Source organism: Pelagibius sp. Alg239-R121, assembly GCF_947331435.1.
GTDB lineage: Bacteria > Pseudomonadota > Alphaproteobacteria > Kiloniellales > Kiloniellaceae > Denitrobaculum.
The window spans coordinates 256,489-283,026 of sequence record NZ_CAMZOF010000009.1; the positions used below are offsets into that span (position 1 = coordinate 256,489).

Below are 26,538 nucleotides of genomic sequence, written 5' to 3' on the forward strand. Positions count from 1 at the left end.
GTTATATGTCTTGGCTTCCGAACATCATAACCATTGCGCGCCTTTTATTAGTTCCCGTCATCATTGGATTTATCCTCCTCACGGAGTATTTGGCTGCATTCTGGGTTTTCGCCCTGGCCGGCGTTTCGGATGCACTCGATGGATATCTGGCCAATAAGCTCAAGGCCGTGTCTGAGCTCGGCGGCTATCTGGATCCTATTGCCGATAAGATTTTATTGGTTGGGCTTTGCCTCACCCTTGGGTTTCTAGGAGAAATTCCGGGATGGCTGGTCAGCTTCGTTGTGTTGCGCGACGTCCTGATCGTGAGCGGCGCAATGGTGGTCCTTATGATCACCGGCAGTCTCAAGATGGAACCTTTGGCTGTCAGCAAGATCAATACTCTCGCGCAAATCGTTTTGGTCGGTCTTGTGCTCGCGTCGCAGGGGTTCAGTTTTGATGGCGCGCTGGATATGGCCTGCGAAGTGGCGGTTTACGTGGTTGCGGCCACAACTTTCATATCAGGTTCCGCTTATGTTTTTTTGTGGGGCAGGCGCCTTGTCGTGCTGCAACGCCGGGCATGAACGGAAGCTCGTGACCCGGGCCCTTACTCGCTTTATAACGGCAATCAGGGTACAGAGTGCCCCGGCTTTCGGCCCTGTGCCGTCAAGCTGCGTGAACCGTGATTTATGACTGCAGGGTTGGAACGATGACGGCGGAACGGCAGGTCCGGTTCTGGTTTTTCGGCTTATTGACCTTTTTGGTCCTGGTGTTTTTTCTCAGCAGTGTCCTGCTTCCATTCGTTGCCGGCATGGCGATTGCCTACCTGTTGGACCCGGTCTGTGACCGGCTGGAGGCCATGGGGGCATCCCGGACGTTGGCGACCTCAATCGTCACACTGGTCTTTATAATCATTGTCTTGCTGGTGATTGTGCTTCTGGTGCCGCTGATTGTAGGTCAAGCCGCACGGTTGTTGGAAAACCTGCCGGGTTATTTTGAATTTTTGCGAACGAAACTCTCATCGCTGCTGACCGTCATTGAGATGCGTGTCGATGACCAGATGCTGGAGAAATTCAGGTCAGCTGTGCTCGGCTCTGCTGACAATGTGATCACTTGGTTGAGCAAGGCCATTGTCGGGGTGTTGAGCGGTGGCGTGGCTGTCGTCAATGTGCTGTCTCTGCTAGTGATCACGCCAGTGGTCACCTTCTATCTGTTGCGCGACTGGGACCGTATCGTCGAACATCTGAATGGCTGGCTGCCACGCGATCACGCACCGGTCATCCGGGATCTCACACTACAGGTCGATAAGACGCTTTCCGGCTTTCTGCGCGGGCAGGGGATGGTTTGCCTTACTCTTGGTGTGTTCTACGCACTGGGTCTGAGTATTGCGGGTTTGGATTTCGGGCTGATCGTCGGCATGATTGCCGGGATTTTATCGATCGTGCCCTATGTGGGCTCCATCGTCGGTCTGGCACTGTCGGTGGGACTCGCGCTCGTCCAGTTTGATAGCTTTACCGGGGTCGCCATCGTCGCCGCAGTCTTCTTCGCCGGTCAGATCCTGGAGGGTTATGTTCTGACTCCTAATCTGGTTGGCGACAAAGTCGGACTTCACCCGGTCTGGCTGATCTTTGGGCTTTTGGCAGGTGGCACTCTCTTTGGATTCGTCGGCGTTATGCTGGCGGTTCCGGTCGCCGCAGTGATCGGTGTCGGCGTCCGCTTCGGACTGGGACAATATTTGGCCAGTCACTATTATCGGGGGTCGGCACGGGACGTTGAAATGGACGCGGCAGAGCAGACTTCCGTGGTGGACGAAAAGATCGAATCGTGAGTCGTCCCGAACAGATTCCGCTTGATCTTGGACATCGGCCGGCACTCGGCCGTGACGATTTTCTGGTGATGCCGAGTAATCAGCTTGCCGTCGACCTGATCGACAGCTGGCCGGATTGGAGTGCCCCTGCGATAGCCCTCTGCGGCCCTCCCGGTAGCGGAAAGTCGCATCTATGCCAAGTCTGGCGAGCGAGCAGTGGTGCCGTCGAGGTCGATGCGGCTGCTCTGGCACGGAAAGAGCCGCCGGATTTGATCGGTGAGGCGCCCTGTTGCGTGGTTGACGGGATCGAAGACGCGCTTGAAGGCAACCGGGAACTGCAGCGTAGACTCTTTCATCTCTATAATATGATGCGGGAACGCCGTGGGTATCTTTTGGTTGCCGGTCGGCTGGCACCGGCCCGTTGGCGCTGCGAATTGGCTGACCTGAGCTCGCGCTTGTCGACCTTGCCGGTCTTTGAGCTGGGCGTGCCGGACGATATGCTGATTGAGGCGGTTCTGGTCAAGATGTTCGCAGACCGGCAACTCAAGATCACGCCAGAGGTTTTGCGTTACATTCTGCCCAGGATGGAGCGTTCTTTCGAAGCTGCCCGGGCATTGGTCACGGCAATCGATTCCTTCTCGTTGGAGCGACGGCGCGATATCACCGTTCCCCTGGTGCGCGACGTGCTGGAGAAACGCCTTTAAGCCGAGGCTCCGGTCGGAGCAGGCATACGATTTAATACTTGGGAGGAACTCATGGATCTGGGAATTCGCGGTAAGACCGCGCTTGTCTGTGCAGCGAGCAAGGGGCTTGGAAAGGCCTGTGCCGTTTCTTTGGCACGCGAGGGCGTGGACGTGACCATAATTGCGCGCACAGCCGGACCGCTGGAAGCGACGGCTGAAGAAATCAGACAGGCGAGCGGTGTGACGGTCTCTGCCGTGGCTGTAGATATCACGACGCCCGAGGGGAGGGCGGCCGCTTTGGCGGCTTGTCCCAATCCGGACATCCTGGTCAACAACGCGGGAGGGCCTCCGCCAGGTGATTTTCGTGACTGGGAACGCGATGATTGGATCAAGGCGGTCGACGCCAACATGTTGACCCCGATTGAACTGATCAAGGCGACCGTGGACGGCATGATTGAGCGTCGCTTCGGCCGGATCGTCAACATCACCTCTGCAGCGGTCAAGTCGCCGATCGATATTCTGGGCCTGTCCAACGGTGCACGCGCCGGCCTGACTGGATTCGTAGCCGGGATCGCGCGCAAAACCGTGCGACATAACGTCACGATCAATGGTCTGCTACCGGGGCCTTTCGAAACCGATCGTCTTCAAGGAACTCTGGTTGCAGTGTCAAAAAAGAGCGGCCGTTCGCTCGAAGAAGTTCGCGACGAGCGTTTGGCATCCAGCCCAGCCGGGCGTTTCGGCTACCCGGAGGAATTCGGCGAGGCTTGTGCGTTTCTATGCGGCGCGCACGCTGGTTTCATTACGGGACAGAACATTTTGCTCGACGGAGGTGCTTTCCCAGGGACGCTTTAATCCTTTAAGAACTACCTAGCACCCAGTACGCCGGGTTTTCGGTCGATTAAGTGACACAAAACCGTAATAATATATGAAAGTTCGTATGTTATTAGCTGGATCGAACCCCTGACGTTTCGAAGGTATTAGGCAACCGTGGACGAATCAGCTCAAGGTGCTGTTTTAGAGGAACAGTTCGAACAACTGGTCGACACCGGGACCACGATTGGTGCCGATTCGCCGGAACGCTTTATCAACCGCGAACTTTCCTGGTTGGCTTTTAACGAACGTGTTCTGGAAGAGGCCGGAAACAAGCACCATCCTTTGCTGGAACGTGTTCGTTTCCTGGCGATTTCCTCCAGTAACCTGGACGAGTTCTACATGGTCCGGGTGGCCGGCCTGAAAGGACAGTTACGGGCCGACGTGACCGCCCGCACACCTGAGGGACTGACACCTGAACAACAGTTAACGGCGATCAATGAGCGGATCGTGCGTCTGTTGCAGAATCAGCAGGACATGTGGCGAATTCTGCGTAAGGAAATGCGGCAAGCCGGGATTGTCGTCCTTAATAGTGATGAGCTGTCCGATGACGAAAAATCCTGGCTCGACGATTATTTTACCAGTCAGATTTTCCCGGTCCTGACACCGATTGCCATCGACCCGGCGCATCCCTTTCCTTTCATGCCCAACCGTGGCTTTTCCATGGTGCTGGAGCTGGACCGCGCCGAAGACGGTGCCCACATCAACGGCCTGATTCCGCTGCCCTCTCAGATCGAGCGTTTTATCCGGCTGCCCGGTGAAAATGCACGCTTTATGCGTTTGGAACAGGTAGTTCGACTCTATCTCGATATGCTGTTTCCCGGCTTCATCGTCACCGGGCACGGTTATTTCCGCATTCTCCGCGACAGTGACATCGAGGTCGAGGAAGAAGCCGAAGATCTGGTACGTGTCTTTGAGACCGCATTGAAGCGGCGTCGCAGAGGTTCGGTGATCCGCCTGACCGTGGATAAAAATCTGCCACCCGAGCTTTTGGAGTTCGTCGTACGTGAACTGGATGTGGATTATTCAGATGTGTTCCAGCTGGATGGCCTGTTGGGATTGGCAGATGCCTCTCAAGTCATCGTCCGCGACCGCCCGGATCTGATGTTCCCACCCTACAATCCCCGCTTTCCGGAGCGCGTCCGAGACTTCGGCGGTGATTGCTTTGCGGCTGTCCGCGCCAAGGATTTCGTGGTTCATCATCCCTACGAGAGTTTCGACGTCGTAGTGCAGTTTATCCGGCAGGCGGCGCAGGATCCTGCGGTCGTGGCCATCAAACAAACGCTGTACCGGACTAGCGAGGATTCACCGATCATTAAGGCGCTGACGGAAGCCGCTGAGGCCGGAAAGTCCGTGACCGCGCTGGTCGAGCTGAAGGCGAGATTTGACGAAGAACGGAATATTCGCTGGGCGCGGAATCTGGAACGGGCCGGCGTACAGGTCGTTTACGGTTTCATTCAGTTGAAGACGCACGCCAAGATATCGCTGGTGGCCCGGCGTGAGGGATCGCAATTGCGGACTTACGTTCACTACGGAACCGGAAACTACCACCCCATTACGGCGCGGATCTATACGGACATTTCGTTCTTTTCCACAGACCCGGCCTTGTGTCGCGACGCGACCCGTCTTTTCAATCACATGACCGGCTATGCCAAGCCGAAGCCGATGGAAAAGATTGCCTTTGCACCGCTTACCTTGCGTCAGCGCCTGCTTAAATTGATCGACGGCGAAATCGCACATGCCAAGGAGAAAAGGCCGGCTGCAATCTGGGTTAAGATCAACTCGCTGGTGGATGCCGAGATTATCGACAAATTGTACAAGGCCTCTCAGGCTGGCGTATCAATCGACCTTGTCATCCGCGGCATCTGTTGTTTGCGTCCGGGGGTGAAGGGCCTGTCGGAAAATATCCGGGTCAAATCCATCGTTGGGCGGTTCCTGGAGCACAGCCGTATATTCTGCTTCGGCGCCGGCAATGGGCTGCCCTCGACCGAAGCAAAGGTCTTTATCTCGTCGGCAGACCTCATGCCCCGAAATCTGGACCGGCGTGTGGAAACGCTGATCCCAGTCGAAAACCCAACGGCCCATAAGCAGATTGTTGATCAGATCATGATTGCCAATCTCAACGACGATGTGCAGAGCTGGGTTCTTGAACCGGATGGGGACTATCGCCGAACCCGCGCTGGCAGAAAGCCATTTTCTGCACATACTTACTTCATGACCAACCCCAGTCTTTCGGGGCGAGGCTCGGCTTTGAAGAAGACGAAACGGGGCAAAAAAGCTCCCAGACTTACACTAAAGAAAAAAGTTTAGTCGATTAGAGGGAATTGGATTTTGCAAGCAGTCGAATCGGTGCCGCTCTCCAGCGGGGAGCGGGTGGCCGTGATCGATATCGGGTCGAACTCGATGCGCTTGGTCGTGTTCGATGGGCTCAAGAGAGCTCCCGCACCGGTTTTTAATGAAAAGGTCTTCTGTGGGCTCGGGCGCGGCCTGAAAAAAACCGGCAGCTTGAGCGAGGAAGGCGTTGAGCTGGCCTTGACCAATCTTGCGCGCTTTGCCGGTCTGGTTCGCTCTATGGGGGTCGAAAAGCTAACGCTACTGGCGACTGCAGCCGTCCGTGAAGCCGATAACGGTGAGGACTTTGTCAGAGAGATCACGCAGCAGTATGGCCTGGAAGTGCAGGTGCTCAGCGGTAAAGCCGAGGCTCGGCTTTCTGCGCTCGGTGTCATTTCAGGCATGCCTGAGGCTGACGGCATTATGGGGGATCTCGGGGGCGGCAGTCTCGAACTGGTTGAGTTGAATGGCGGTAAGATCGGCCGTTCCGCGACCCTGGGACTGGGCCCGTTACGCCTGATTGAACTCAGTCACGGTGACCGAAAAACCGCTAAAGCCGAAATTGACCGGGAATTGGATAAAGTTGACTGGCTTAAAGAGTCGAAGGGCCGAACTTTCTATCCGGTTGGTGGCTCCTGGCGTGGATTGGCCCGTATTCATATCAAGCAGAATAAATACCCTTTGTCAGTTGTTCACGGCTACGAAATGCGGAGCGAAAAACTGCAGGAACTGGCGTCGCTGGTCAGCAGCCAGGGAGCCGAGTCATTGTCACGGACGTCCGGCGTTAACCGCCGGCGGGTTGAGACCCTTCCCTTTGGAGCGCTCGTGTTGAGCCAGCTATTGCGGCGGGCACAATTCGGCCGTGCCGTCTTCTCATCCTGCGGTCTTCGGGAAGGACATGTTTTCAATCTTTTGCCCGCAAAAGAGCAGAAGAAAGATCCTCTCATCGCTATTGCTCAGGACATCGCCGCACGTGAAGGCCGGTTTGGCGACCTGGGACAGACGTTGTTCGATTGGCTGTCCCCCCTCTTTGAGGACGAAGATGAAACAGGAAGTCTGCTGCGAATGGCCACTTGCCATCTGTCGGACTTTGTCTGGCGGGAGCTTCCCGAATATCGCGCTGAGCAGGCGCTGTTCCGGATCCTGCATCATCCCTTCGTTGGTGTGAACCATAGTGGGCGTGCTTTCATGGCCTACGCAATTTTCCTCCGCTACAGCGGCTCAATTCAGTCCCGCCGGGTAGCCTCCATTCTGCCCCTGATGAAGCAAAAGGTGGCTCGGCGCGCGCAGATCCTAGGATTGGCTCTGCGTATGGCATTTGTGCTTTCCGGAGGAATGCGCAGTGTTTTGGAACGCACCTCGCTATCTATCAAGAGCAACCGCGTCAGTTTGATACTGCCGTCCGACGGTTCTGTGTTGGCAGGCGATGTCGTGGAGCGCCGTCTTAAAGCCTTGTCCGATGTTTTGGAACTGAAGGCTGCCATCGTCGAAGCTTGAGCGGTGTTGGATGGTCGAAGAGGAGGTGACGTCATGGAGGCACCGGACATCAGGGTTTCGATCACGCAAGCGATCGAGCAGGCGGCAATATCCGGGCTCTGTCGTGAAGGACAGCTGGAAATTGCCGCGCAGGAAGCGCGGAGATTGAGGCCGGGCCTAGATGAAACGGCGGTGAATCAACTCGTCGACGAAGCCTATCGATGTTTTATCGAGTTGTAGATTGCACCACTCGAAGAGCGATCGCTCCTAACGGATTTCTGCCTCACGGCTGAATTTCAGGATTTTCTCGAACTTCTCGTCCTTGGCCCCGTTCGGCCGTTCCAACAGATATTCGCCTCTGTAGGTTCCCTGCGGCCAGGCGTCCGTGCGGCGCGATATGGAAAGAGAGGCGATACTGACCGCGTTGTCGTCATCGGCACGCTGGGTGCTCTCCGCCAGTAGAGCGCCGTTGGCGGCAAACAAGCGTATGTGGAACCGGTCGTTCCGGCGCAAGCCCCAGATCCGGGTCCAAAACACGATCTGGTCGGCTGTCGTGGACAGTGGAGTCTTGTTGCGCAGACCGCGACGGATTTTTCGCTGCGAAGGGATACGCTCCGCAAGACCGGCGTTAAGAACACCCGATGAGCGATAAGCAAGGAGTTTGGCCGCTTCTTCGTTCCAAAACGAATGATGGACACCGGCACCGCAACCGCTGCCTGGCAGTCGTCCGCTGTAGGGGTCGATAACCTGATCGCGGAGCAGGAGTGTGAAGTGCAGGTGTGGAAAATTGGTGCTACCGGACGCGCCGATGAGACCGAGTTGTTGTCCCCGTTTTACGATCTGACCGGTTTTGACGGTGACGCTGCCCTTGCGCAAATGACCGTAATGAGTCGTCCAGCCGTTGCCGTGATAGAGAGAAACGGAATTGCTTGGTTTTACAGGGGCAGCAAGTGCCTGACGCGCTTCGACTTCGTTCAACAGCCGGTCAGGGATGTCATTGCGGCTGGCGATGACGGTGCCGGTCGCAGCGGCCAGCACCGCGACACCGCGTTCCATCGCTTCGACAGACCTCAGGCGTATATCTACGCCGCTGTGCCCGTTGTAGGTCAGCGGGCCGCAGGTGTGATCCAGGGCTTTGGGCCCAGGTGCAAAGTCGACGTAGTTCTGAACCGAACAGCGGCCTGCTTCAGAGCAGTCGACCGGCAAACTAAGCAGCGGTGCGCCCTCAAGAGGATAGTTCGGCGACTTTATCTGCTCAGCAGCAGTAACGGGAAAAAGACCACAGAAGGCTAATGACAGGAAGATAGCTAACGGAACCCTGCCCATAGGATTTAGGCGGCTTCACCGTTGGATGCCAGGGGCACGATCTTGATTTTTCGGTTTCGCGTGGTGAGCGCGAGCTGGCCGTTTTTCAAGGCCAGGGCATCGTCACCGAAGAGTTCCCGGCGCCAGCCGGAAAGGGCAGGGACAGGGGCATTATCGTCGGCCGCGATGAATTCGAGATCGGCGGCATTGGCGATCAGCTTTTGCGCAACCTCGTGCTTCTCGCATTTCATTTTCAGCAGGACCTTCAGCAGGTCGATAACCGGACCCAAGCCATTTGGCAGATCCGGCTTGCGAGGCGGGGAAGGGCAGTCGGCCTTGGGAATTGCGAGACCTTGCTCTATCGCCGTCAGGATGCCCTGGCCGATGCGGCCATTTGCGACATCCCGAGACAGTCCTCGGGTCCGGCCCAAGGCATCGGCGTTTGTAGGTCGATGGGCGGCAATGTCAAACAGCTGTTCATCCCGCAAAACCCTGTTACGCGGCGTATTTCGGCGCTGGGCTTCCCGTTCACGCCAGGCCGCCAGTTCTTTCAGAATCGCGAAATAGCGCGGGTCGTTGGAACGAGTCTTCAGACGCCCCCAAGCGGTCTCCGGGTCCATGCGGTAGGTATCGTCGCTGGTTAGAATCGCCATTTCTTCGTTAACCCATTCGGCGCGATTGGAATTGTCAACACGCCGCTTCAGCTTTTCGAAGGCCGGCCGCAGATGGATCACGTCCGAAAGGGCATAGTTCAGCTGTTTGTCGGAAAGGGGACGGCGGGACCAGTCGGCAAAGCGAGAGGATTTATCAATCTGCGCGCCGGTCAGCTTTCGCACCATGGTGTCATAGCCGACGGAATCGCCGAAGCCGCAGACCATGGCAGCGACCTGAGTGTCGAAAATCGGCCCCGGTACGTGACCCATTAGATTGAAGAAGATCTCCAGGTCCTGGCGCGCCGAGTGGAAAACCTTGAGGATCTTCGGATTGTCCATCAGGGCAAAGAGTGGTGAAAGATCGATGTCCGGTGCCAAAGTGTCGATGGCCGCGACCTCGTCCGGGCCACCGACCTGTACCAGGCAGAGCTGTGGCCAATAGGTCGTGTCCCGCAAGAATTCGGTATCAACGGCGATGTATTCTGCCGTCGCTTGTCGGTCACAAAAGGCGGCGAGTTCAGTACTGTCGGCAATGAGTGTCATCTATCCGATATACACGGTAATCACCGGGGATAAAAGCCAAGGTCCGTGATTGGAGGGCGGGAGACCGTGAACACCAGGATTTCATCGTCCGGCCCTTGACAAAACGGCCTGTTAGATGCCTCTTTCGCCCGCTTTACATTGACCAGACCAAGAGCTCCAGAGGACCCGATATGCATCCCTATCGCACACATAACTGTGCAGAACTACGCTTGTCGCACGCCGGTGAGGCCGTCCGCCTGTCCGGTTGGGTCCATCGCAAGCGCGATCACGGCCAACTTCTGTTCGTCGATCTGCGGGATAACTTCGGTCTGACCCAATGCGTAATCGATATTTCCAGCCCGCTGTTTCAGAAACTGGAGTCGGCGCGCAACGAAAGCGTCATTACCATCACAGGCCGGGTCATAGCGCGGACCGGCGAGACCATCAACGACAAGCTGCCAACCGGCCAGATCGAGATCGGCGTGGATGAACTGACCGTCCAATCGACTGCCGATATGCTGCCACTCCAGGTCAACGCCGATGAAGATGCAGGTGAGGACATCCGCCTGCGATATCGCTACCTGGACCTGCGCAGGGAGAAAATGCACGAAAAGATCCTGCTGCGCAGCCGGGTGATCTCCTCGATCCGCCGCCGCATGATCGAGCAGAATTTTACCGAGTTCCAGACACCGATCCTGACAGCAAGCAGTCCTGAGGGCGCGCGCGACTACTTGGTGCCGAGCCGGATCCATCCAGGCAAGTTCTATGCCTTGCCTCAGGCCCCGCAGATGTTCAAGCAGCTGTTGATGGTGGCCGGCTTCGACCGTTACTTCCAGATTGCCCCGTGTTTTCGTGACGAAGACAGCCGGGCCGACCGCTCACCTGGTGAATTCTATCAGCTCGACTTTGAGATGAGCTTCGTGACCCAGGACGATGTCTTTGCTGCCATTGAGCCGGTTCTCCACGGGGTTTTCGAAGAATTCGCCAACGACCGCGTGATCACACCGGCGCCTTTCCCACGCATTCCCTTTGACGAGGCGATGCTAAAGTACGGCTCCGATAAGCCCGATTTGCGTAACCCGATTGAAATTATCGATGTGACCGAAGCCTTCCGTGGGTCGGGGTTCGGCATTTTTGCAAAGCAGGTGGATGCAGGTGCGGTGGTGCGGGCGATCCCGGCGCCTGGTGCGGGCGGCAAGCCGCGCAGTTTCTTCGACAAGTTGAACGACTGGGCACGGGGTAACGGCGCGGCGGGCCTCGGCTATATCAACTTTGCCGACGGCGAGGCAAAAGGACCGATCGCCAAGAATCTCGACGCTGACCGGATCGAGCAAATCAAGGCCATGACTGGGGTTGCCGATGGCGATGCCGTCTTCTTTGCCTGCGACAAGGTGGGTGCCGCTGCCAAGTTTGCCGGCACGGTTCGCACCAAGCTTGGCGACGACTTGGATCTGTTGGAGAAGAACTGCTTCAAATTCTGCTGGATCGTCGATTTCCCGATGTACGAACTCGATGAGGACAGCGGGAAGATTGAATTCAGCCATAATCCCTTCTCTATGCCACAAGGTGGATTGGATGCGTTGGAGAACCAAGACCCGCTGACCATCAAGGCCTTCCAGTACGATATTGTCTGCAACGGCGTGGAGTTGTCATCGGGTGCCATCCGGAACCATCTGCCTGAGGTCATGTACAAAGCCTTTGCGATTGCCGGCTATGCGCAGGCAGAAGTCGAAGAGCGCTTTTCTGGCCTGCTGTCAGCCTTGAAGTTCGGTGCCCCACCGCATGGCGGTTCCGCACCGGGTATTGACCGGATCGTAATGCTGCTGGCCGACGAACCCAATATCCGCGAAGTGGTTGCCTTCCCGATGAACCAGAAGGCAGAAGACCTGATGATGCACGCTCCTGCTGAAGTTCCCCTGGAGCGGCTGCGTGAGCTTCATTTGAAACTCAACCTCCCGCCGGAATAACCGGCGGGATATAGGGTCATCCGAGAGTGTTGCTGTTCTGCACGGACAAGCTGCAATAATTTCTATGTTTCTAACCTATTGGTGTTTACGTTATTGTATGCACCAGAGCCGATCGGTGTTGTGTGATCCGATTGCTATTCGCTCTGGGCTCAAATAGAGTCTGCCGCTCGCTTTGGAATGTCAGGGACTACATTGATGACACTGCCACGGGATGACGGGTTCTTCATGCCGGCCGAATGGATGCCGCACAGCAGATGCTGGATGGCATGGCCGTGTCGGCAATCCCTATGGGGCGATCGTCTGGAGATGGCTCAAGACGCCTACGCCGAAGTGGCAAACGCGATTGCTGCATTCGAACCGGTCACGATGATTGCCAATCCAGAAGATCTGGCCGAGGTTTCCCTGAGGTGCGGTTCGGGCGTGGGCTGCCTGCCCATACCGCACGACGATTCCTGGACCCGGGACACCGGTCCCAGTTTTCTGGTGCACGAACGCGGTGATCTCGCCGGCGTTGCCTGGCGCTTTAATGCCTGGGGCCAGAAGTATCGGGACTACGACAAAGATCAGCAAACCGCTAGGTCTATCCTGGAGCATTTGGATGTTCAGGTGTTTGAGGCCGATATGGTGCTTGAAGGCGGTTCGATCCACGTTGACGGTGAGGGGACGCTTCTGACAAGCGAGCAATGCCTGTTAAACCCAAACCGCAATCCGGACTTGAGCCGCTCGGACATTGAAGAAAAGCTGCGTGCCAATCTGGGTGTGGAGAAGATTATCTGGCTCAATGAAGGTCTGATTGATGATGAGACCGACGGGCATGTCGATAACCTCGCCTGTTTTGCGGCGCCGGGCGTCGTACTGGCGCTTTCGAGTGAAGATTCCAATGACGAGAACTATGCTGCCCTACAGGACAACATTAGCCGGCTTAGATCCTCAAGCGACGCGAAAGGCAGGCCTCTGGAAGTCATTGAGGTGCCGCAGCCGGATCGGATGAACAACGATCATGGTGACAGGCTCAGTCGGTCCTACATCAATTTTTATATTGCCAATGGTGGGATCGTTATGCCGTCTTTCGAGGATGCGCAAGATGGCCAGGCCTTTGAAATCATCTCCGACGCCTTTCCAAACCGAACGGTCGTCAGCGTGTCGGCCACGGATATCGCCTATGGCGGAGGCGGTATTCACTGCATCACGCAGCAACAGCCTCTGATTTGAACCCCAGGGTGCAGGCGTTCAACTGCTCTCATTCATTGCTGCGCCTTTGATGCGACAGGTGCTGGTTTACAATAATCTATAATTCCGATGATTGGCGCCGGCTCCGTTTACAAGGAGGGACCGTCATCTCCCGGATCTGTCCTTTTCGGGCATAAAGCGCCCGGTCTGCCAGGAACATGACCGTATCTGCTGTCTTGCCCGAACAGTAATTGTCAAAGCCTGTGCTCGCAGATACGGGGATTTGATGTCCGTTCCAGGTAACCACCAGCGTGTTCAGCATCCTGTTGAGTTTGGCCGTGAGGTTTGCCGCCATGTCAGGTTCTGCTTGGGTCAGGAGGATGGCAAACTCGTCACCGCCGATCCGTGCGACAGCATCGCACTGCCGGGTGTTGCCGGAGAGCTTTTCACCGATGGCGCGCAGAACCGCATCGCCTGCCAAATGACCGTAAGTATCGTTGATGGCCTTAAAGTGATCGAGGTCACACAGGATCAACAATCCGTTCTCGTCCGATCGGTCGGCGCGGGCGAGGGCGCGGCTGAAAACCGCATCGAAGCCGCGGCGATTCAGCAAGCCGGTGAGTTCGTCGGTCATCGAGAGGCTTTCCAGATAGCGGATGCGTTCTCTTTGCTCGGCGACCGTCTGCTCGGCTTCTGCCGCCAGGGCAAGAAGCTCTTCCAACAGCTGTTTGGCGGCCGGATCGACTTTCCATTTGCGGGGTTCGGCAAGCCTCTGCAGCCGTTCGCTGACGCTGCAGATATCGTTGATAGAATTCGGTTCGACAGGGTCTACTTCAGACTTTAGGACATGTGATGCTGACACGGCATCTGTTCCTCGTTGTGAATATGCACTCGGAGATATATCAAGCAATTGCCGTGCCAGGGAAACGAGCTGTTAATGTGTCAAATTCGAGGCTTGGGGCGGCAAAATTTTCCACTACGGCAAGAATAACCTAGCGAAGGTACCAACGTTGCCGGGCGCGTCGTGCCTTCTGATGTCTCTCGACCGCGCGCCGTTACTTAGATCAGCCGATCGGGCGGCGCATCCCCTTTGAAGTAGGCGTCAAGGTTCTCGAGGCATTTAAAACCCATCGCGTTGCGGGTTTCGATGGTGGCACTGCCGACGTGTGGCAACAGGAAAGCGTTTGGCAGATCGCGATAGGCCGGATTGATCTTCGGTTCTCCCTCGAACACGTCGAGACCGGCGGCGGCGATCTTTCCGCTTTTGAGTGCGGCAATCAAAGCGGTGTCGTCGACGATAGTGCCGCGCGCGGTGTTGACCACGATCGCTCCGTCAGGCATCAGCGCCAGGCGTTCTTCGTTGATTAGATGATGGGTTTCCGGCGTGGCTGGACAGTGGATGGAGAGAAAGTCGCACTGCGGCAGCATCGCCTCGATGGACTGGTGATAGACCGCACCCTGTTCCTGTTCCGGCGATAGGCGCTGGCGCTTGCTGTAGTGGATCGCCATATCGAAGCCGCGGGCGCGTTTCGCAGTCGTTTCGCCGATACGACCCATGCCGAGGATACCCAGGCGCTTGCCGGTTACATCGGTGCCGAGCATGAAGTCCGGCTTCCAGCCGATCCATTTGTCCTCGCGGACCAACCGTTCGCCTTCATAGGCACGCCGTGCGGCCGCCAGGATCAGCAACATCGCGATATCGGCCGTGGCATTGGTCAGGACGTCCGGAGTGTTGGTGACGATGACGCCTTTTTTTCCAGCTGCCTCCAGGTCGATGTGCTCGAAACCGACTGAGAAGGTCGCGAGGATTTTGACATCCTCAGGCAGGCCGGCAATGGTTTCCGCATCCATCTTTTCCGTGGGCGTGCAGAGAACCGCCTGGCAGCCTTCGGCCCGCCGCAGCAATTCGTCTTGGCTTAGAAGCCTGTCCTCTACGTTCAGGCGCGCGTCATAATCCCGATTTAGGCGGGCGGCGACATCGCGCGGCATCCCACGGGTCACGAGCACGGATGGCTTATTAGGCATACAAAAATCACTCCACAAGATTGAGGCAGGCAAGGCGGGACAGACAAATTAGTACACGCTGCATGACCGGCCTGCTAGAGTCGCGGCGCCTTGCTTTACATAAGATCGCTTTTTGTTGGGAGTAACCTGCTACATGTTCGATCGCCAAGATCCAAGAGTATCTTCGGTTCGTCTGTTTTTTGCCGCGGCGCTGATTGCTTTTTTTGCCTCGCCGTCGTTGGCAGCAAGCCAGATTTTGCCGCACCGCGCGATCTACGACTTGAAGCTCAGCAAAACCCAGGCAAACAGCACTGTAACTCAGGCTCAAGGGTTCTTCGAATTCGAGTGGGAGGATGCCTGTTCGGGCTGGACGGTTCTTCATCAAACGCGCCTGAAGGTCGACTATTCCGATGGACGCCAACTCGACTTCGGTGCATCGCACAAGTCCTGGGAATCTAAGGACGGTAAGAAGTATCAGTTTTTCATCAAGCGCAATTACAATGGTGCCACGGTCGAAGAGGTTCGCGGCGAAGCCGAACGCGGTGAAGGCGGAGCGCGGGGAACGGCACGCTACAGTGCGCCGGATGACCGGGAGATGACTTTACCCAAAGGGGCGGTCTTTCCGACTCAACACAGCCTCGAACTGCTGAACGCTGCAGAAGGGGAGACCCTCCCGCTTTGGCGGATCGTGTTCGATGGATCGGGCGACGACGGTTTCTTCGGAATCTCTGCCGCATTGGTGCGCCGTTTGGCGCCGGGTGAAGACCTTGGCGAGGTCGCAGCCGAGATGTCCGACGAAGCTTCCTGGCGGATGCAGCTCGCCTTTTTCGACGTGAAGAATCAGACCGGTGCGCCGGAACAGGAACAGGGTTTGCGCATCTTCGCAAATGGCGTTGTCGACGAGCTCGAGCTGGATTACGGGGATTTCGTCGTCAAGGCGCGGCTCAGAGAACTTAAACCCTTCGCGGCACCCGACTGCTGATTGCCAACGAGTCTGAGGGAGCCAGTGATCACTTGAGGCTTCTGCCTTTTTTGATGGCGTCGTCGCCCAGCTTTAACCGGACGGCGTCGATCGCGCGTTCTACCTTCGCAACCTGCTCCAGCTCCGGTACCAAAAGGCTGGGGGGATCGGCGTCTTCGCCCTCCTTTAAGTCGCTTGTGCCCACTCCGATCAGACGAAAGCGCCGTCCATCGGCCACCTTAGCCAGCATCCTTCTGCTTTCCTGATAAATGACTTCCGACAGCTGTGTCGGATTCTCGAGGCTTCGGCTGCGGGTAAGCTGCTTAAAATCGGAAGTCTTGAGTTTGAGAACGATGTTGCCGCCGGCAAGGTCTTTTGCTTTCAAACGTTTTGATACCTTTTCGCAGAGGCGCCATAGTTGCTTTTCAAGTTTAGGGAGGTCCTTGATGTCCTCATTGAAAGTCGTTTCTGCCGAGACACTCTTCATGGCGGAGTGAGGTTCGACCTTTCGGCTGTCGATCCCACGCGCGAAAAAGTAGAGTCGGCTGCCCATGCGGCCATAGCGCGCAACCAGTTGGTTTTCGTCGTAGGGTAACAGGTCCCGCACATGCCGGATCCCGTCTTTGGCCAACTGCTGTCTGAAAGCCTTACCGACTCCCCAGATAATGCTGATCGGTTGTTCCGCCAGGAAAGCCGGGGCTTCCTCCCGGCCGATCATGGCGAATCCACGCGGCTTATCCAGATCCGAGGCAATCTTGGCCAGGAACTTGCTGTAGCTGAGCCCGACTGAAGCCGTAACTCCAATCGAGTCTTCGATCTGTTTCACCAGTCTGGCCAGTGTTCTGGCAGGACAACCGCCATGCAGTTGCGCCGTACCCGAAAGATCCAAAAAGGCTTCGTCGATCGAAATTGGCTCAACCAGCGGCGTAACCGCCTCCATTAAGGCACGAACCTCACGGCCGACGCGGCTGTATTTTGCCATATCGGGTCTGATGACCACCGCATCCGGGCAGGCTTTCAAGGCCTTGAACATCGGCATTGCGGAACCCACACCATACATTCTCGCGACGTAACAGGCTGCGGAAACAACACCCCGGTGACCACCACCGACGATGACGGGCTTATCCAGCAGGTCGGGGTTGTCGCGCTTTTCAACGCTTGCGTAAAAGGCATCGCAGTCAATATGGGCGATGGTGAGGGATTCGAGTTCCAGGTGAGAGGCAACGCGCGGTGATCCGCAAGACCGGCAGCGTACGTTCGGCCGCTTTTCGACCGTAGGCTGTGGACTGACGATAAAGCAATCTCGACAGAGAGTTGTCATTTGAAACGTGGCTTCATCAATCTTGCAGCTTCATGGCTTAATGAAAGCGGTGGTCGGCGCCTGCAAACCACCATTAGACCAGACACTTTGCATCTGGTCGGCTTCCGCCTGGCTCCATAGCCAGGCGGCGCCTCTCACACCACTGGAGTCGCCGTGTTTTGGTGGCACGATCATCGTATCAAAAGAGTCGGAGAAAACGTATTCCGGAAGTCGCTTGGGGAGTGTTTGGTACAGCCGCTCAATGTTCGATATGCCGCCACCGAGCACGATCACGTCAGGGTCCAGGACATTGATCACCATTGCCAGCGCGCGTGACAGGCGGTCTTCGTACCTTTGCAAAGCGGCCTCTGCTAAATCATCATCTCCGCTCGCTGCGCGCTCCACCATCTCGCGCGTTGATTTTGCGTCACCGCCTTGTTTGCAGTAATCCGCGAAGAGAGAGGGACCGCAGAGGAAGGTTTCAATACATCCGGATTTACCGCAGTAGCAGGGTGGACCGGGCGATTCTTCGGGCCGGGGCCAGGGCAGGGGATTGTGCCCCCATTCACCGGCAATGGCATTTCGTCCCGATAAGGCTTCGCCCTTCATGACAATCCCGCCACCAACGCCGGTGCCCAATATGATTCCGAAGATGACTCTGGCATCGGGAAAGGTCGCTTGCGAGGCGGCGCCGTCGGAAGCCTCGGACAACACGAAGCAGTTTGCATCGTTCATCACCCTGACGGGCCGTCCTACAGCAGCCGAGAGATCTTGTTCTATTGGGTGCCCGATCAGGCAGGTTGAGTTGGCATTTTTGACCCGGTCGGTCACCAGCGAAACGGCGCCTGGAATCCCAACGCCGATGGTGCCGTGCTTCCCAATATCGCGTTCAATTGAGTCAACGAGCGACCCGACCGCAGCAATGGTTGCGTCATAGTTGCCTGCCGGCGTATCGATACGCCGGCGCATAAGTTGAGTGCCGTCAGGCGACAGCACAACTCCTTCGATCTTCGTCCCGCCAAGATCAATTCCTATTCGCACGGCAAAATCTTCCCTGAAAGTCCTGCTCAAAACTATTGCGCACTCGCAACCTTCGACGTAATTGGTTACTTTAAATTAACTTTAAGCGTATAGATCTCTGGGAGCACATTCCATAGGTCTGCATCTCGGGCGGGCCTTTTGGCGGATCCGGGTCGGCGGATGTAAATTTACGGCGACAAATGTCATATCGGTTGGAACAAGACCCGTGACTGTAGTCAAAGGTTGAGGCGACGCGAACATGCAAAATGGCGACAAGGAAGCCAAGACTGTCTTGGTGGTCGAAGACAACGAGCTAAACATGAAACTCTTTCATGATCTGCTCGAAGCCCATGGGTACAACATTCTGCAGTCCAAGGATGGTATGGAAGCGCTGCGTATCGCGCGTGAACATCATCCTGACTTGATTCTGATGGACATTCAGCTGCCCGAAGTCTCCGGGCTTGAAGTGACCAAGTGGATCAAGGAAGACGACAATCTTAGGTCCATTCCCGTGATTGCGGTTACGGCCTTCGCGATGAAGGGTGATGAGGAAAAGATCCGTGAAGGGGGATGTGAAGCTTATATCGCGAAGCCGATCTCGGTGACCAATTTCCTGGAAACTGTCGAGCGGTTTTTGAATTAATCGCCTGTATCAATGAGTCCTCTGTGTCGAACCTGTCGTTAGTCCAGTTTGTTGATCGCCATAAACCAGGCCCCGAATGACTGCTAGAATTCTCGTCGTTGATGACATACCCGCTAATGTGAAGCTTCTCGAAGCGAAGCTGATGGCGGAGTATTTCGAGGTTCTCTCTGCCTCGGACGGCCCGACGGCGCTCGAGGTCGCGACGTCGGAGATGCCCGACCTTGTCCTGCTTGATGTTATGATGCCGGGCATGGATGGCTTCGAGGTCTGTGCGCGTTTGAAATCCTCACCCATTACGAGCCATATCCCAGTCGTCATGGTCACTGCGCTCAGCGATGTGAGCGACCGTGTCAGAGGACTTGAGGCTGGCGCTGACGATTTTCTGACCAAGCCGGTGAACGATATCGCACTCTTTGCCAGGGTGCGTTCACTTGCACGGCTCAAGGTTATGATGGACGAGCTTCGCGTTCGTCAGGCAGCGTCAGGTCAGGATCCTGTACTCGAACAAAAGAAACTCGGCAGTGAGGAGGAAACCGCCAATGCGCGGATTTTGCTTGCCGAGACCAACGATCTGGTTGCTGAAAAAGTCGTGGGCTATCTGAGCGAGGCCGGACATACCATTGATCGTCGTACCTCGGTGGCGGAAGCTCTGGAATTGGGATGTCGCGAATCCTACGACCTCATGATTGTCAGTCTGTTTCTCGGGGACGAAGACGGCTTGAGGCTCTGTTCACAGTTCCGCACGCAGGAGGAAACCCGCCACGTTCCAATCTTACTGGTGCTGGAAGAGGAAAACCTGCCTCAGTTGGCCAAGGGACTCGATCTTGGCGTTACCGACTATCTGATCAAACCGATCGACAGTAATGAGTTGCGCGCACGGTCTCGTACGCAGATTCGGCGCCGTCGTTATCACGATATGTTGCGTGAAATGCTCCAGCAGAGTGTATCGCTGGCCTACACCGACGGCCTTACTGGTGTGTACAATCGCCGTTACATGAACGCGCATTTGGACCGCAAGATCATGGAAATCGCCGAGAGCGCGAAGCCGGTCTCGGTCATGCTGTTCGATATCGACAAATTCAAAGACGTCAACGACACCTGCGGTCACGCGGCAGGAGACGCAATTCTCAAATCCCTGTCGTTACGGGTGGCCGACAGCATACGCGATTTCGATCTTCTGGCACGCTACGGCGGCGAGGAGTTTGTCGTTATTATGCCTGACACGGCTTCGGTGATTGCCATCACCATAGCCGAACGGGTGCGTAGGCGCGTAGCTGAAGAAACTTTCCAGACCGTCGAGTTGGGCGATCCGCTTGCTGTCACAATCTCCATCGGCGTTGCGACGACTACCGATCCCATGGAGATCGCAGACAGCTTGCTGGCGCGCGCTGATGCCGCGCTCTATCAGGCGAAGCGCTCAGGCCGTAATCGCGTTGTGTCCGCTCAACCGCTGACTCAGGCGGAACGGGAGCCGGTGATCGCCCAGGTCGTCCCGAACGATCAGTCCAAAGTCTCTTAAATTCACCGACACTTTTCGTTGATCTGCCCATAGGGCGTCACGGCAAGACTAATTACGTGCCGTCTCAAGCTGTCGGCGCTTTTGCCGGCTCGTGTCGCAGTGCGCCTAGGCGGGGATGCAGTCTGGTAGCGATCAGTGCACCAATGGCCAATCCGACTGCGGTTGCCGCGAAGACGCCAGGCAGCGGTGCAACGATCAGAACCAGACGCGCGATACCTGGTGTTACAACGCCGGAGACGTCCCTGTACGTGGCGAAGATTGCAGACATCTCCGTACGTTCGGAAGGTTTGACCGCCATGAGGAACGGCAAGCCTCCACTCATATCGAGAATGACCAGAAAAAACGCACCGAGCATCAGAAAGGCGATCGCGGCCTCCGGCATGGATGCGAATGCAACGGCGGTCAGAAAAGCGGCACCACTGCCGTAAAAACCAACTTGAACAGCGTGGCGGACGTTGGTCTTGCGCATCCATCGCAACATGAAGGGGGTTATGAACAGAAAGCCGTTGGAGATTGAAAGCACCATGCCGCCGAGCTGTTCGCTTAACCCGTTTTCCACGGCGTAGATTGGAAGATAGACGACGTAAACCCACCAGCCACAGGAGCGCAGGACAGCAAAGCTCCAGCCGGAAATCAGGCGGGGTTGCGCCAGGAAGCGGGGCAGGAAGGCCAGGGGGTTGGGTGTGGGGGCAAGCGCCTTGCGAATGACCTTACCGTTGCCCAGACGCATGACCCAAAAGACAATCAGCAGAGTGAGTGCAGCTAGGCCGGATACCACAAAGGGCGCCGGCGCCCACTGCTCCAACAGCCAAATTCCCAGATATGGGCCGATGGTCCAGGCCGCGCCGCTGTAAAACAGCCGCAGGGTTTCGCTTTCTCCCAGTGAGGAGCGGGCGATGTAGTCCATGACATAGGAGTTGAAGCAGACTGCAATAATCACGGTCGCAACGGTGTTAGCCGCTAATCCGGCGGGCACCAGCCAGAAGTGTCCCGTTGCAGCACAGGTGCTGCCGAGTATGAGCCCGACAGCGCCGGTTGTAAAAAGCCATCTGCGTGGAACGTACCGTGACAGCCAAGGCGTCAACAGCGCCGTGATAAAGGACAAGATGCCGACAAGAAAATAAACCTCGGAGACTGTCTCAGCGCTGCCGAAGGTTCTATACATTACAATTGGAAAGACGGACATCAGAACGCCTCTCGCGGCACTCTCCACACCTGCCAACACCGCAAAACCACGAATGCTTGGCGTAGGTGCGTGGCGCAGCCAGTCGGGAATCCGGCGCTGGAACATCCTCTACAACCTGAGCCGGACACCGCGTCCAGTATTGAGGTAACGCCTGTGCGCTGCTTCGCGTTGCAGGGCGTAGAGACCGCTGCCGATAATGATTGCGATGCCGATTATCGTGGTCGCCGGCGGATACTCGTTCCACAGCACGATGCCCCAGATAACCGCCATGGGCATGGAGATGAATTCGAAGGGCGCAACCAAGCTTGCCTGCGCGATCCTGTAACCTTGTGACAGACAGTAGAAGCCACAGGCTGAAATCAGTCCGCAGCTGCCGATTAGGAGCAGGTCGTGACCATCCGGCATGACCCAAGCGCGAAGTAGAAACGCCGTGCTGGGATGACTGTCGTTAGCGAAACTCCCGTCCCCGGTAATTCCGCCCAGGATGCTGCTGGCCACGATGAAAATCAGCATAGCGATGAAAGCCAGGCTGGCACCGGTCTGCGCCCGGCCAATGCGGCGGGTGATGACGACGCTGGCAGCGTAGGTGACAGAGGCGAGCAGGGGCAGTAGAGCGACGGGATCCAGACTGCTGCTGCCGGGCTGGACGATGATCAGCACACCGAGGAAGCCTGCGATGACGGCGCTCCAGCGCCGAATACCGACCGACTCGCGTAGGAAGAGGGCGGAGAAAAGGGTTACGATTAAAGGTGAGACGAAGAAAATAGCCGTTACGTCGGCGATGGGCATGGCTGCCAACGACATGTAGAAGGCGGTGTAGGAGCAGACCATCAGCAGGCCGCGCAGCAGGTTGATGTACGGATGCCTGACGCGCAGGCTGGTAAAGCCCCCGTCCCAGTAGACCAGGAATGCCATAGGCACGAGCGCCACTAAGCCGCGAACAAACATGATCTCCATGGCCGCATACTCGCCGCTCAGCGATCTGATGATGACGTCCTGCAGTCCGAAGACGGCGATTCCGCCACTGACGAGGAGAATCCCCTTTAAGGGGGAATCCAGAAGGTTCAAGACTTCCTGATCCGCGTAGGCAGGTTTTCCGGCCATGGCTATACCTCAGATGATATCGGCGTGCGTCAATCGATCGAAGCTGGCCCGGGATGGGCATCAGCGTTGTGCGTCAGGTTGAGGGAGGTGTGCGCGCTTCTTAGCTCGCTTCGCAACCATCATGCTAGGCAGATTGGACTGATTGGAGTAATCAGGATAGCGACATTTATTTATAGCTATGATCGGAAAAGACGATCATTAGTTTTGCCTGAAACAGCGGTACGGCAGTGACCTGATCAAAGGAGGCCCGACTGATATGAACCTGGATCACATATGGACGTTTCTCGAAGTCGCAGCGACAGGCAACTTCAATCGTGCCGCCGAGAATCTGAATGTGACCCAGTCGACAGTGAGCGGACGGATTAAGACTCTTGAAGAGAATTTCGGCCGCCCGCTGCTGGTCCGAAGCCACAACGGCTGCGTTTTAACCAGCGCAGGGCATCAGTTCCGACAGCATGCCATCGGTATGCAGCGCCTGTGGCAGCAGTCACATCAGGCGGTAACCTTACGGCCGGGCTATCGTAGTGTGCTGTCCGTCGGTGCCCAGGTCAGCTTGTGGGAACGGTTGATTCTGGACTGGATTCCCTGGATGCGTGATCAGGCGCCTGATGTGGCCTTGCGGATCGAAGCCGACTATTCGCCCAGTCAGATGCGCCAGCTTGCCGATGGATTGCTGGATATAGGCGTCATGTACCAGCCACGGCAGGCTCCGGGCCTGGTGATTGAAAAATTGCTCGAAGAGGCGCTTGTTCTCGTGGCGACAGACGAGCGGCGGTTATCGCCAGGTTGGATTGAGGACTATGTCTATGTCGATTGGGGCGATGTATTTCGTACCCAGCATGCAGAGGCCTTTCCTGAGATGGAAACCGCAGCTATCTCGGTTGGTCTGGGTGCCTTGGGGCTTCAACACATCCTGCACCGAGGTGGGTCTGGTTACTTTCCGCGGCGTGCCGTCCAGCCATTGATCGATGAGGGACGACTTATACAGCTATCTGAAGCACCGGTTATCTCCCGCCCTGCCTATGTGGTTTACCGCAAAGAGCCGGAGGATCCGGAAACGCAGGCGCTTGCTCTCAACGGACTGCGTGATATTGCGGCGATAGAAACGAGCTAGAAGGAGCGTGTCCCAGGGCAACGGGAAAGGCCCGAAAGCAAAACGGCCGCCGTGAGGCAGCCGCTTGCAATTCCGTACGACGCGGAATGCTTACTTAATCTTCGCTTCTTTGAAGATGACGTGCTTGCGCGCGCGCGGGTCGTACTTCTTCAACTCAAGCTTTTCGGTCAAGGTCCGTGGATTCTTCTTCGTGACGTAGAAGTAACCCGTGTCGGCCGTGCTGACCATCCGGATGAGCTGTGTTGCTGGCTTAGCCATGGCGCAATCTACCTATTTGATTAGAGACTGAGTCGCATTCCGATTTGGCTCGTCAGGAAACGCTCAGGCCCTAGAAACCTAAAGTCAGCGCGCAAAATAGCGGTAGAAGCGGTGAAGTCAAGCCTGGAGTGTTGTGGGACTGGCGGAAACACCGCCGCGATGCTGCGAACCCGTCCAGCGAAACATGGCTGCAGGCCGTTTGGGAGCAACGAAATCAGTTTTTCTCAATGAATCATAATGTTTTAGAGATTCTTTTAAAACCAACCTGGTAATACCGGCCATTGGGAGCTCAGCGATTGCCTCGAGCCGATGCCAGCCAATATCCTCCAATTCGCCGTCACCTGCGATTTGACCCTCGGCGAATCCACCGTCTCCCAACAAGAATCGGGTGTGAAAACGCCGGGGCGAGAAGGTTGGCGTAATGGCTCGGGCAATGAACAGCAGATGGTCGAAAGCTGGCCGCAGCGCAGCGTCGGTATAATGGCTCCAGCCTGTTCCTTCTTCTGAGTTGCTGTGTTGTGACACAGCAGGAGCCTGATGAGGCGTGCCATAGAGAAGGCCGGTTTCTTCGAAGGTCTCCCGCAATGCAGCCCGCACAGTCGCCAGCGCCGCTTTGCGTGTTGCCTGATCGAGACCTTGGGGAAGGGGCCGCAATACTTCCTTGAAGCCGGATGCGTCACCGTCCTCTGGTTCGACCCGGCCGCCGGGTACCACGTAAACGCCTGGCATGAACTTGGCTTGACTATGCCGCCGCCCCAAAAGCACCTCAAAACCCGCTGATTTCGTGTCACGAAGCAGTATTAGCGCTGCTGCCGGTACGGGGCGAACCGGTTTGAAACGAGAAACGGCATGTTGAGGATTGGAGTCTGGCAAGGGATTACCACTTTACCGGTAACATTGCGGCTGGACCCGCAAGAAAGTAGCAATAGCGAGAATTCAACGCCGAGCTGTACTCATGGAAGGACCAGCCGTTTCATTGGCTGCTTTGGGTACGGTCTAGGACGTTCGACAGCTGGGCGGTCGTGCCGGTGCTGACCTCACCGAGCGCACGTACATAGAGCGAAGGTTCCGTCAGCAAGCGTTCGGCAACCTCGAGATCGATGCTCGCGGTGGTCTGCCGCGGCGGACAATTGTCTCGAAGCAGCTTTATCGCCGCCGGGTCGTCAAAATCGGGTGAGATGTTCCGGATGTTATGGTCGATCGGCATGGTGCCCTGCCTCAACTCGGCCAACACATCTTCAGCGGAGTCGATTCCCTTGGTCGTACAGATATCGGGAAGCACACCACGTTGGTGGAGGGCGTAGCCGGAGGGGGCGTGAAACCGTGCCCAGGTCAATGCCAGTTCACCCTGGTTGGGGAGACGGAAAACATTCTGAACCGTTCCCTTGCCGTAGGAGTTGCTGCCGATGATAACGGCGCGGCCCGAGTCCTGAAGGGCTGCGGCGACAATCTCTGAGGCCGAGGCCGAATTGCTGTTGATCAGCACGACGATCGGCAGGCCGTCGGCCACGTCGTCCGGTTCGGCGTCGAAGAACTGTTCGCTGTCCGGGTGGCGGCCATGGGTAGAAACAATGCGCCCTCCCGTGATGAAGAGATCGGAAACGCCTACGGCCTGATCCAGCAAGCCACCTGGGTTGCCGCGGAGGTCGATGACATAACCTTTAAGCTTCGGCCCAAGCCTTTGCGCCACTTCTCTAACCTTGAGGCGCAGGTTCTGCGTGGTGTTTTGGTTGAAACCCGACACTGTGATATGGGCTATCTCGTCAACTTTTTTGATGCGGACCGTCTGTTGAACAATTTTCGCACGGGTGACTGTGATCGGAAGGAGGCGCCCATGGCCCTCGCGCTCGACATCCAGTTTGACCTTACTGCGCAGGCGTCCGCGAAGCCGGTGTATGGCATCCTTCTGCGAGAGTGTCGTGGTATCGACCCCGTCGATTTTGACGATCAGGTCTTCGGCTTTCAGTCCTGCAGCTTCTGCCGGCGTCTTTTCCATAACGGAGAGAACCCGAATGCCTTCGTCGGAAATATTAATGCGGATGCCGATGCCGCCGAAACCGTCGCGGCTTGCCCGGTTATTGCGGGCTTCTTCACGTCCGGAATAACGTGAAAACTGGTCAAGTTCGCCGAGCATGCCATCGAAAACCGTTTCGTACAGCCGTTCCGCGTTGGCTTCTTCCAGCTCCTTCGACTTTGACCGTGCCAGGGAAATGGCGGCGGTCGTGAGACTGGCCCAGGCAGTGACGTCGTTTGGGTTCGGTTGATGGAAGCGGATGGTTTCTTCCCCTTCCAGGGCGATGCGAACCTCTTCGCGCTCTACTGCAACAGATATGTTAGGGTCGATGGCTGCGAGAGACTCAAGTCCTGCGATGGCCAGTTGATTGACCATGACCTCATCAATGTAGCTTTCTGCGACATCACGATAGCCGGCGACAAAGAAGCGGTCGGCGCGGGAGCGGTCAAAATTCGAAGGATTGGTTGAGTCCTGAGACGCGCAAGCGACAATGAGAAATGCGAGCGAAAGTAGCGCGCCGCGAGAAAACGTTCTTAAAGCCTGGCGTTTGGCCTGGGGTTCTACCGGCACATCATCGCCGGGACCATTATTTGGCAACGATGGTTCTGCCACCCGCCAGTTTCCTTAATTTTGAGTTCAATCAAATACTAAGTGT

Annotated in this window: 24 protein-coding genes; 13 read left to right on the forward strand and 11 right to left on the reverse strand. The window is 56.6% G+C overall.

The genetic code is table 11. The features are described 5' to 3' along the window. Positions 1–5 precede the first annotated feature (5 nt). The 7 genes from QMZ18_RS27795 to QMZ18_RS27825 all read left to right on the forward strand — a co-directional run bounded on the left by QMZ18_RS27795 (position 6) and on the right by QMZ18_RS27825 (position 7,383). Positions 6–560 (forward strand): CDP-alcohol phosphatidyltransferase family protein, encoded by a 555-nt coding sequence (locus QMZ18_RS27795; RefSeq protein ID WP_282609653.1) that lies wholly within the window; start codon positions 6–8, stop codon positions 558–560. A 125-nt stretch (positions 561–685) separates the two neighbouring features. After that, a complete protein-coding gene (locus QMZ18_RS27800) occupies positions 686–1,804 on the forward strand; it encodes an AI-2E family transporter (protein ID WP_282609654.1) in 1,119 nt (372 codons plus the stop codon). Further along, entirely contained in the window at positions 1,801–2,487 is a 687-nt protein-coding gene (locus QMZ18_RS27805; RefSeq protein WP_282609655.1) for a DnaA/Hda family protein, read from the forward strand. The genes QMZ18_RS27800 and QMZ18_RS27805 overlap by 4 nt, the downstream gene beginning before the upstream one ends. A 51-nt stretch (positions 2,488–2,538) precedes the next feature. Continuing rightward, the gene (locus QMZ18_RS27810; protein ID WP_282609656.1) at positions 2,539–3,318 is read left to right on the forward strand and encodes an SDR family oxidoreductase; all 780 of its coding nucleotides are present in this window, start codon (positions 2,539–2,541) and stop codon (positions 3,316–3,318) included. Between the two features lie 183 nt (positions 3,319–3,501). Next, positions 3,502–5,646 carry an RNA degradosome polyphosphate kinase gene (locus QMZ18_RS27815; RefSeq protein WP_282609716.1) on the forward strand — a complete coding sequence of 715 codons (2,145 nt, stop codon included), beginning with the start codon at positions 3,502–3,504 and terminating at the stop codon, positions 5,644–5,646. 21 nt (positions 5,647–5,667) lie between these two features. Then, positions 5,668–7,164: an exopolyphosphatase gene (gene ppx, locus QMZ18_RS27820; RefSeq protein WP_282609657.1), complete on the forward strand. Its 1,497-nt coding sequence runs from the start codon at positions 5,668–5,670 to the stop codon at positions 7,162–7,164. A 33-nt stretch (positions 7,165–7,197) separates the two neighbouring features. Continuing rightward, positions 7,198–7,383 (forward strand): hypothetical protein, encoded by a 186-nt coding sequence (locus tag QMZ18_RS27825; protein ID WP_282609658.1) that lies wholly within the window; start codon positions 7,198–7,200, stop codon positions 7,381–7,383. Between the two features lie 27 nt (positions 7,384–7,410). On the opposite strand, the gene QMZ18_RS27830 is transcribed toward QMZ18_RS27825, so the two are convergent. Then, complete coding sequence (locus QMZ18_RS27830; protein ID WP_282609659.1) at positions 7,411–8,469, reverse strand: M23 family metallopeptidase; 1,059 nt, start codon at positions 8,467–8,469, stop codon at positions 7,411–7,413. Between the two features lie 5 nt (positions 8,470–8,474). Next, a complete protein-coding gene (rnd, locus tag QMZ18_RS27835; protein ID WP_282609660.1) occupies positions 8,475–9,644 on the reverse strand; it encodes a ribonuclease D in 1,170 nt (389 codons plus the stop codon). A 170-nt stretch (positions 9,645–9,814) separates the two neighbouring features. On the opposite strand from rnd, the gene aspS reads away from it, so the two are divergent. Beyond that, a complete protein-coding gene (gene aspS / locus QMZ18_RS27840) occupies positions 9,815–11,590 on the forward strand; it encodes an aspartate--tRNA ligase (RefSeq protein ID WP_282609661.1) in 1,776 nt (591 codons plus the stop codon). A 195-nt stretch (positions 11,591–11,785) separates the two neighbouring features. Continuing rightward, the gene (gene aguA / locus QMZ18_RS27845; protein WP_282609662.1) at positions 11,786–12,802 is read left to right on the forward strand and encodes an agmatine deiminase; all 1,017 of its coding nucleotides are present in this window, start codon (positions 11,786–11,788) and stop codon (positions 12,800–12,802) included. Between the two features lie 76 nt (positions 12,803–12,878). Here aguA and QMZ18_RS27850 read toward each other — a convergent pair whose 3' ends face one another. Beyond that, positions 12,879–13,622 carry a GGDEF domain-containing protein gene (locus tag QMZ18_RS27850; RefSeq protein WP_282609663.1) on the reverse strand — a complete coding sequence of 248 codons (744 nt, stop codon included), beginning with the start codon at positions 13,620–13,622 and terminating at the stop codon, positions 12,879–12,881. A gap of 197 nt (positions 13,623–13,819) precedes the next feature. Next, the gene (locus tag QMZ18_RS27855) at positions 13,820–14,785 is read right to left on the reverse strand and encodes a D-glycerate dehydrogenase (protein ID WP_282609664.1); all 966 of its coding nucleotides are present in this window, start codon (positions 14,783–14,785) and stop codon (positions 13,820–13,822) included. A 133-nt stretch (positions 14,786–14,918) separates the two neighbouring features. On the opposite strand from QMZ18_RS27855, the gene QMZ18_RS27860 reads away from it, so the two are divergent. Continuing rightward, positions 14,919–15,746, forward strand: coding sequence for a DUF1849 family protein (locus tag QMZ18_RS27860; RefSeq protein ID WP_282609665.1), 828 nt, complete (start codon positions 14,919–14,921; stop codon positions 15,744–15,746). A 28-nt stretch (positions 15,747–15,774) separates the two neighbouring features. Here QMZ18_RS27860 and QMZ18_RS27865 read toward each other — a convergent pair whose 3' ends face one another. Further along, positions 15,775–17,046, reverse strand: coding sequence for a DNA polymerase IV (locus tag QMZ18_RS27865; RefSeq protein ID WP_282609666.1), 1,272 nt, complete (start codon positions 17,044–17,046; stop codon positions 15,775–15,777). A gap of 30 nt (positions 17,047–17,076) precedes the next feature. Further along, entirely contained in the window at positions 17,077–18,066 is a 990-nt protein-coding gene (locus QMZ18_RS27870; protein ID WP_282609667.1) for an ROK family protein, read from the reverse strand. Positions 18,067–18,304: 238 nt separating this feature from the next. Here QMZ18_RS27870 and QMZ18_RS27875 point away from each other — a divergent pair, with 238 nt between their 5' ends. Then, a complete protein-coding gene (locus QMZ18_RS27875) occupies positions 18,305–18,688 on the forward strand; it encodes a response regulator (protein WP_282609668.1) in 384 nt (127 codons plus the stop codon). A 76-nt stretch (positions 18,689–18,764) separates the two neighbouring features. Beyond that, entirely contained in the window at positions 18,765–20,207 is a 1,443-nt protein-coding gene (locus QMZ18_RS27880) for a PleD family two-component system response regulator (protein ID WP_282609669.1), read from the forward strand. Positions 20,208–20,271: 64 nt separating this feature from the next. Here the strand turns inward: QMZ18_RS27880 and QMZ18_RS27885 are convergent, their stop codons facing one another. Then, positions 20,272–21,498 (reverse strand): MFS transporter, encoded by a 1,227-nt coding sequence (locus QMZ18_RS27885; protein WP_282609670.1) that lies wholly within the window; start codon positions 21,496–21,498, stop codon positions 20,272–20,274. Positions 21,499–21,501: 3 nt separating this feature from the next. Then, entirely contained in the window at positions 21,502–22,497 is a 996-nt protein-coding gene (locus QMZ18_RS27890; RefSeq protein WP_282609671.1) for a DMT family transporter, read from the reverse strand. 256 nt (positions 22,498–22,753) lie between these two features. Between QMZ18_RS27890 and QMZ18_RS27895 the strand changes: the two genes are divergently transcribed. Further along, positions 22,754–23,611, forward strand: a complete 858-nt coding sequence (locus tag QMZ18_RS27895; protein WP_282609672.1) for a LysR family transcriptional regulator — start codon at positions 22,754–22,756, stop codon at positions 23,609–23,611. A 90-nt stretch (positions 23,612–23,701) separates the two neighbouring features. Here the strand turns inward: QMZ18_RS27895 and rpmG are convergent, their stop codons facing one another. From rpmG to QMZ18_RS27910, 3 genes are all read right to left on the reverse strand, one after another. Then, positions 23,702–23,869 (reverse strand): 50S ribosomal protein L33, encoded by a 168-nt coding sequence (gene rpmG / locus QMZ18_RS27900; RefSeq protein WP_282609673.1) that lies wholly within the window; start codon positions 23,867–23,869, stop codon positions 23,702–23,704. A gap of 117 nt (positions 23,870–23,986) precedes the next feature. Beyond that, positions 23,987–24,598 carry a hypothetical protein gene (locus QMZ18_RS27905; protein ID WP_367575962.1) on the reverse strand — a complete coding sequence of 204 codons (612 nt, stop codon included), beginning with the start codon at positions 24,596–24,598 and terminating at the stop codon, positions 23,987–23,989. A 244-nt stretch (positions 24,599–24,842) separates the two neighbouring features. Continuing rightward, positions 24,843–26,495: a S41 family peptidase gene (locus tag QMZ18_RS27910; RefSeq protein ID WP_282609675.1), complete on the reverse strand. Its 1,653-nt coding sequence runs from the start codon at positions 26,493–26,495 to the stop codon at positions 24,843–24,845. Between the last annotated feature and the right edge of the window lie 43 nt (positions 26,496–26,538).

Excerpts from the sequence above, each read along its gene's own strand:
- rnd (WP_282609660.1), bottom strand. The coding sequence starts at position 9,644 with ATGACACTCATTGCCGACAGTACTGAACTCGCCGCCTTTTGTGACCGA.
- QMZ18_RS27880 (WP_282609669.1), top strand. The coding sequence starts at position 18,765 with ATGACTGCTAGAATTCTCGTCGTTGATGACATACCCGCTAATGTGAAG.
- QMZ18_RS27890 (WP_282609671.1), bottom strand. The coding sequence starts at position 22,497 with ATGGCCGGAAAACCTGCCTACGCGGATCAGGAAGTCTTGAACCTTCTG.
- QMZ18_RS27860 (WP_282609665.1), top strand. The coding sequence starts at position 14,919 with ATGTTCGATCGCCAAGATCCAAGAGTATCTTCGGTTCGTCTGTTTTTT.
- QMZ18_RS27885 (WP_282609670.1), bottom strand. The coding sequence starts at position 21,498 with ATGTTCCAGCGCCGGATTCCCGACTGGCTGCGCCACGCACCTACGCCA.
- aspS (WP_282609661.1), top strand. The coding sequence starts at position 9,815 with ATGCATCCCTATCGCACACATAACTGTGCAGAACTACGCTTGTCGCAC.
- aguA (WP_282609662.1), top strand. The coding sequence starts at position 11,786 with ATGACACTGCCACGGGATGACGGGTTCTTCATGCCGGCCGAATGGATG.
- QMZ18_RS27830 (WP_282609659.1), bottom strand. The coding sequence starts at position 8,469 with ATGGGCAGGGTTCCGTTAGCTATCTTCCTGTCATTAGCCTTCTGTGGT.
- QMZ18_RS27825 (WP_282609658.1), top strand. The coding sequence starts at position 7,198 with ATGGAGGCACCGGACATCAGGGTTTCGATCACGCAAGCGATCGAGCAG.
- QMZ18_RS27810 (WP_282609656.1), top strand. The coding sequence starts at position 2,539 with ATGGATCTGGGAATTCGCGGTAAGACCGCGCTTGTCTGTGCAGCGAGC.
- QMZ18_RS27875 (WP_282609668.1), top strand. The coding sequence starts at position 18,305 with ATGCAAAATGGCGACAAGGAAGCCAAGACTGTCTTGGTGGTCGAAGAC.
- QMZ18_RS27800 (WP_282609654.1), top strand. The coding sequence starts at position 686 with ATGACGGCGGAACGGCAGGTCCGGTTCTGGTTTTTCGGCTTATTGACC.
- QMZ18_RS27905 (WP_367575962.1), bottom strand. The coding sequence starts at position 24,598 with ATGCCAGGCGTTTACGTGGTACCCGGCGGCCGGGTCGAACCAGAGGAC.
- QMZ18_RS27855 (WP_282609664.1), bottom strand. The coding sequence starts at position 14,785 with ATGCCTAATAAGCCATCCGTGCTCGTGACCCGTGGGATGCCGCGCGAT.
- QMZ18_RS27895 (WP_282609672.1), top strand. The coding sequence starts at position 22,754 with ATGAACCTGGATCACATATGGACGTTTCTCGAAGTCGCAGCGACAGGC.
- rpmG (WP_282609673.1), bottom strand. The coding sequence starts at position 23,869 with ATGGCTAAGCCAGCAACACAGCTCATCCGGATGGTCAGCACGGCCGAC.
- QMZ18_RS27865 (WP_282609666.1), bottom strand. The coding sequence starts at position 17,046 with ATGACAACTCTCTGTCGAGATTGCTTTATCGTCAGTCCACAGCCTACG.
- QMZ18_RS27795 (WP_282609653.1), top strand. The coding sequence starts at position 6 with ATGTCTTGGCTTCCGAACATCATAACCATTGCGCGCCTTTTATTAGTT.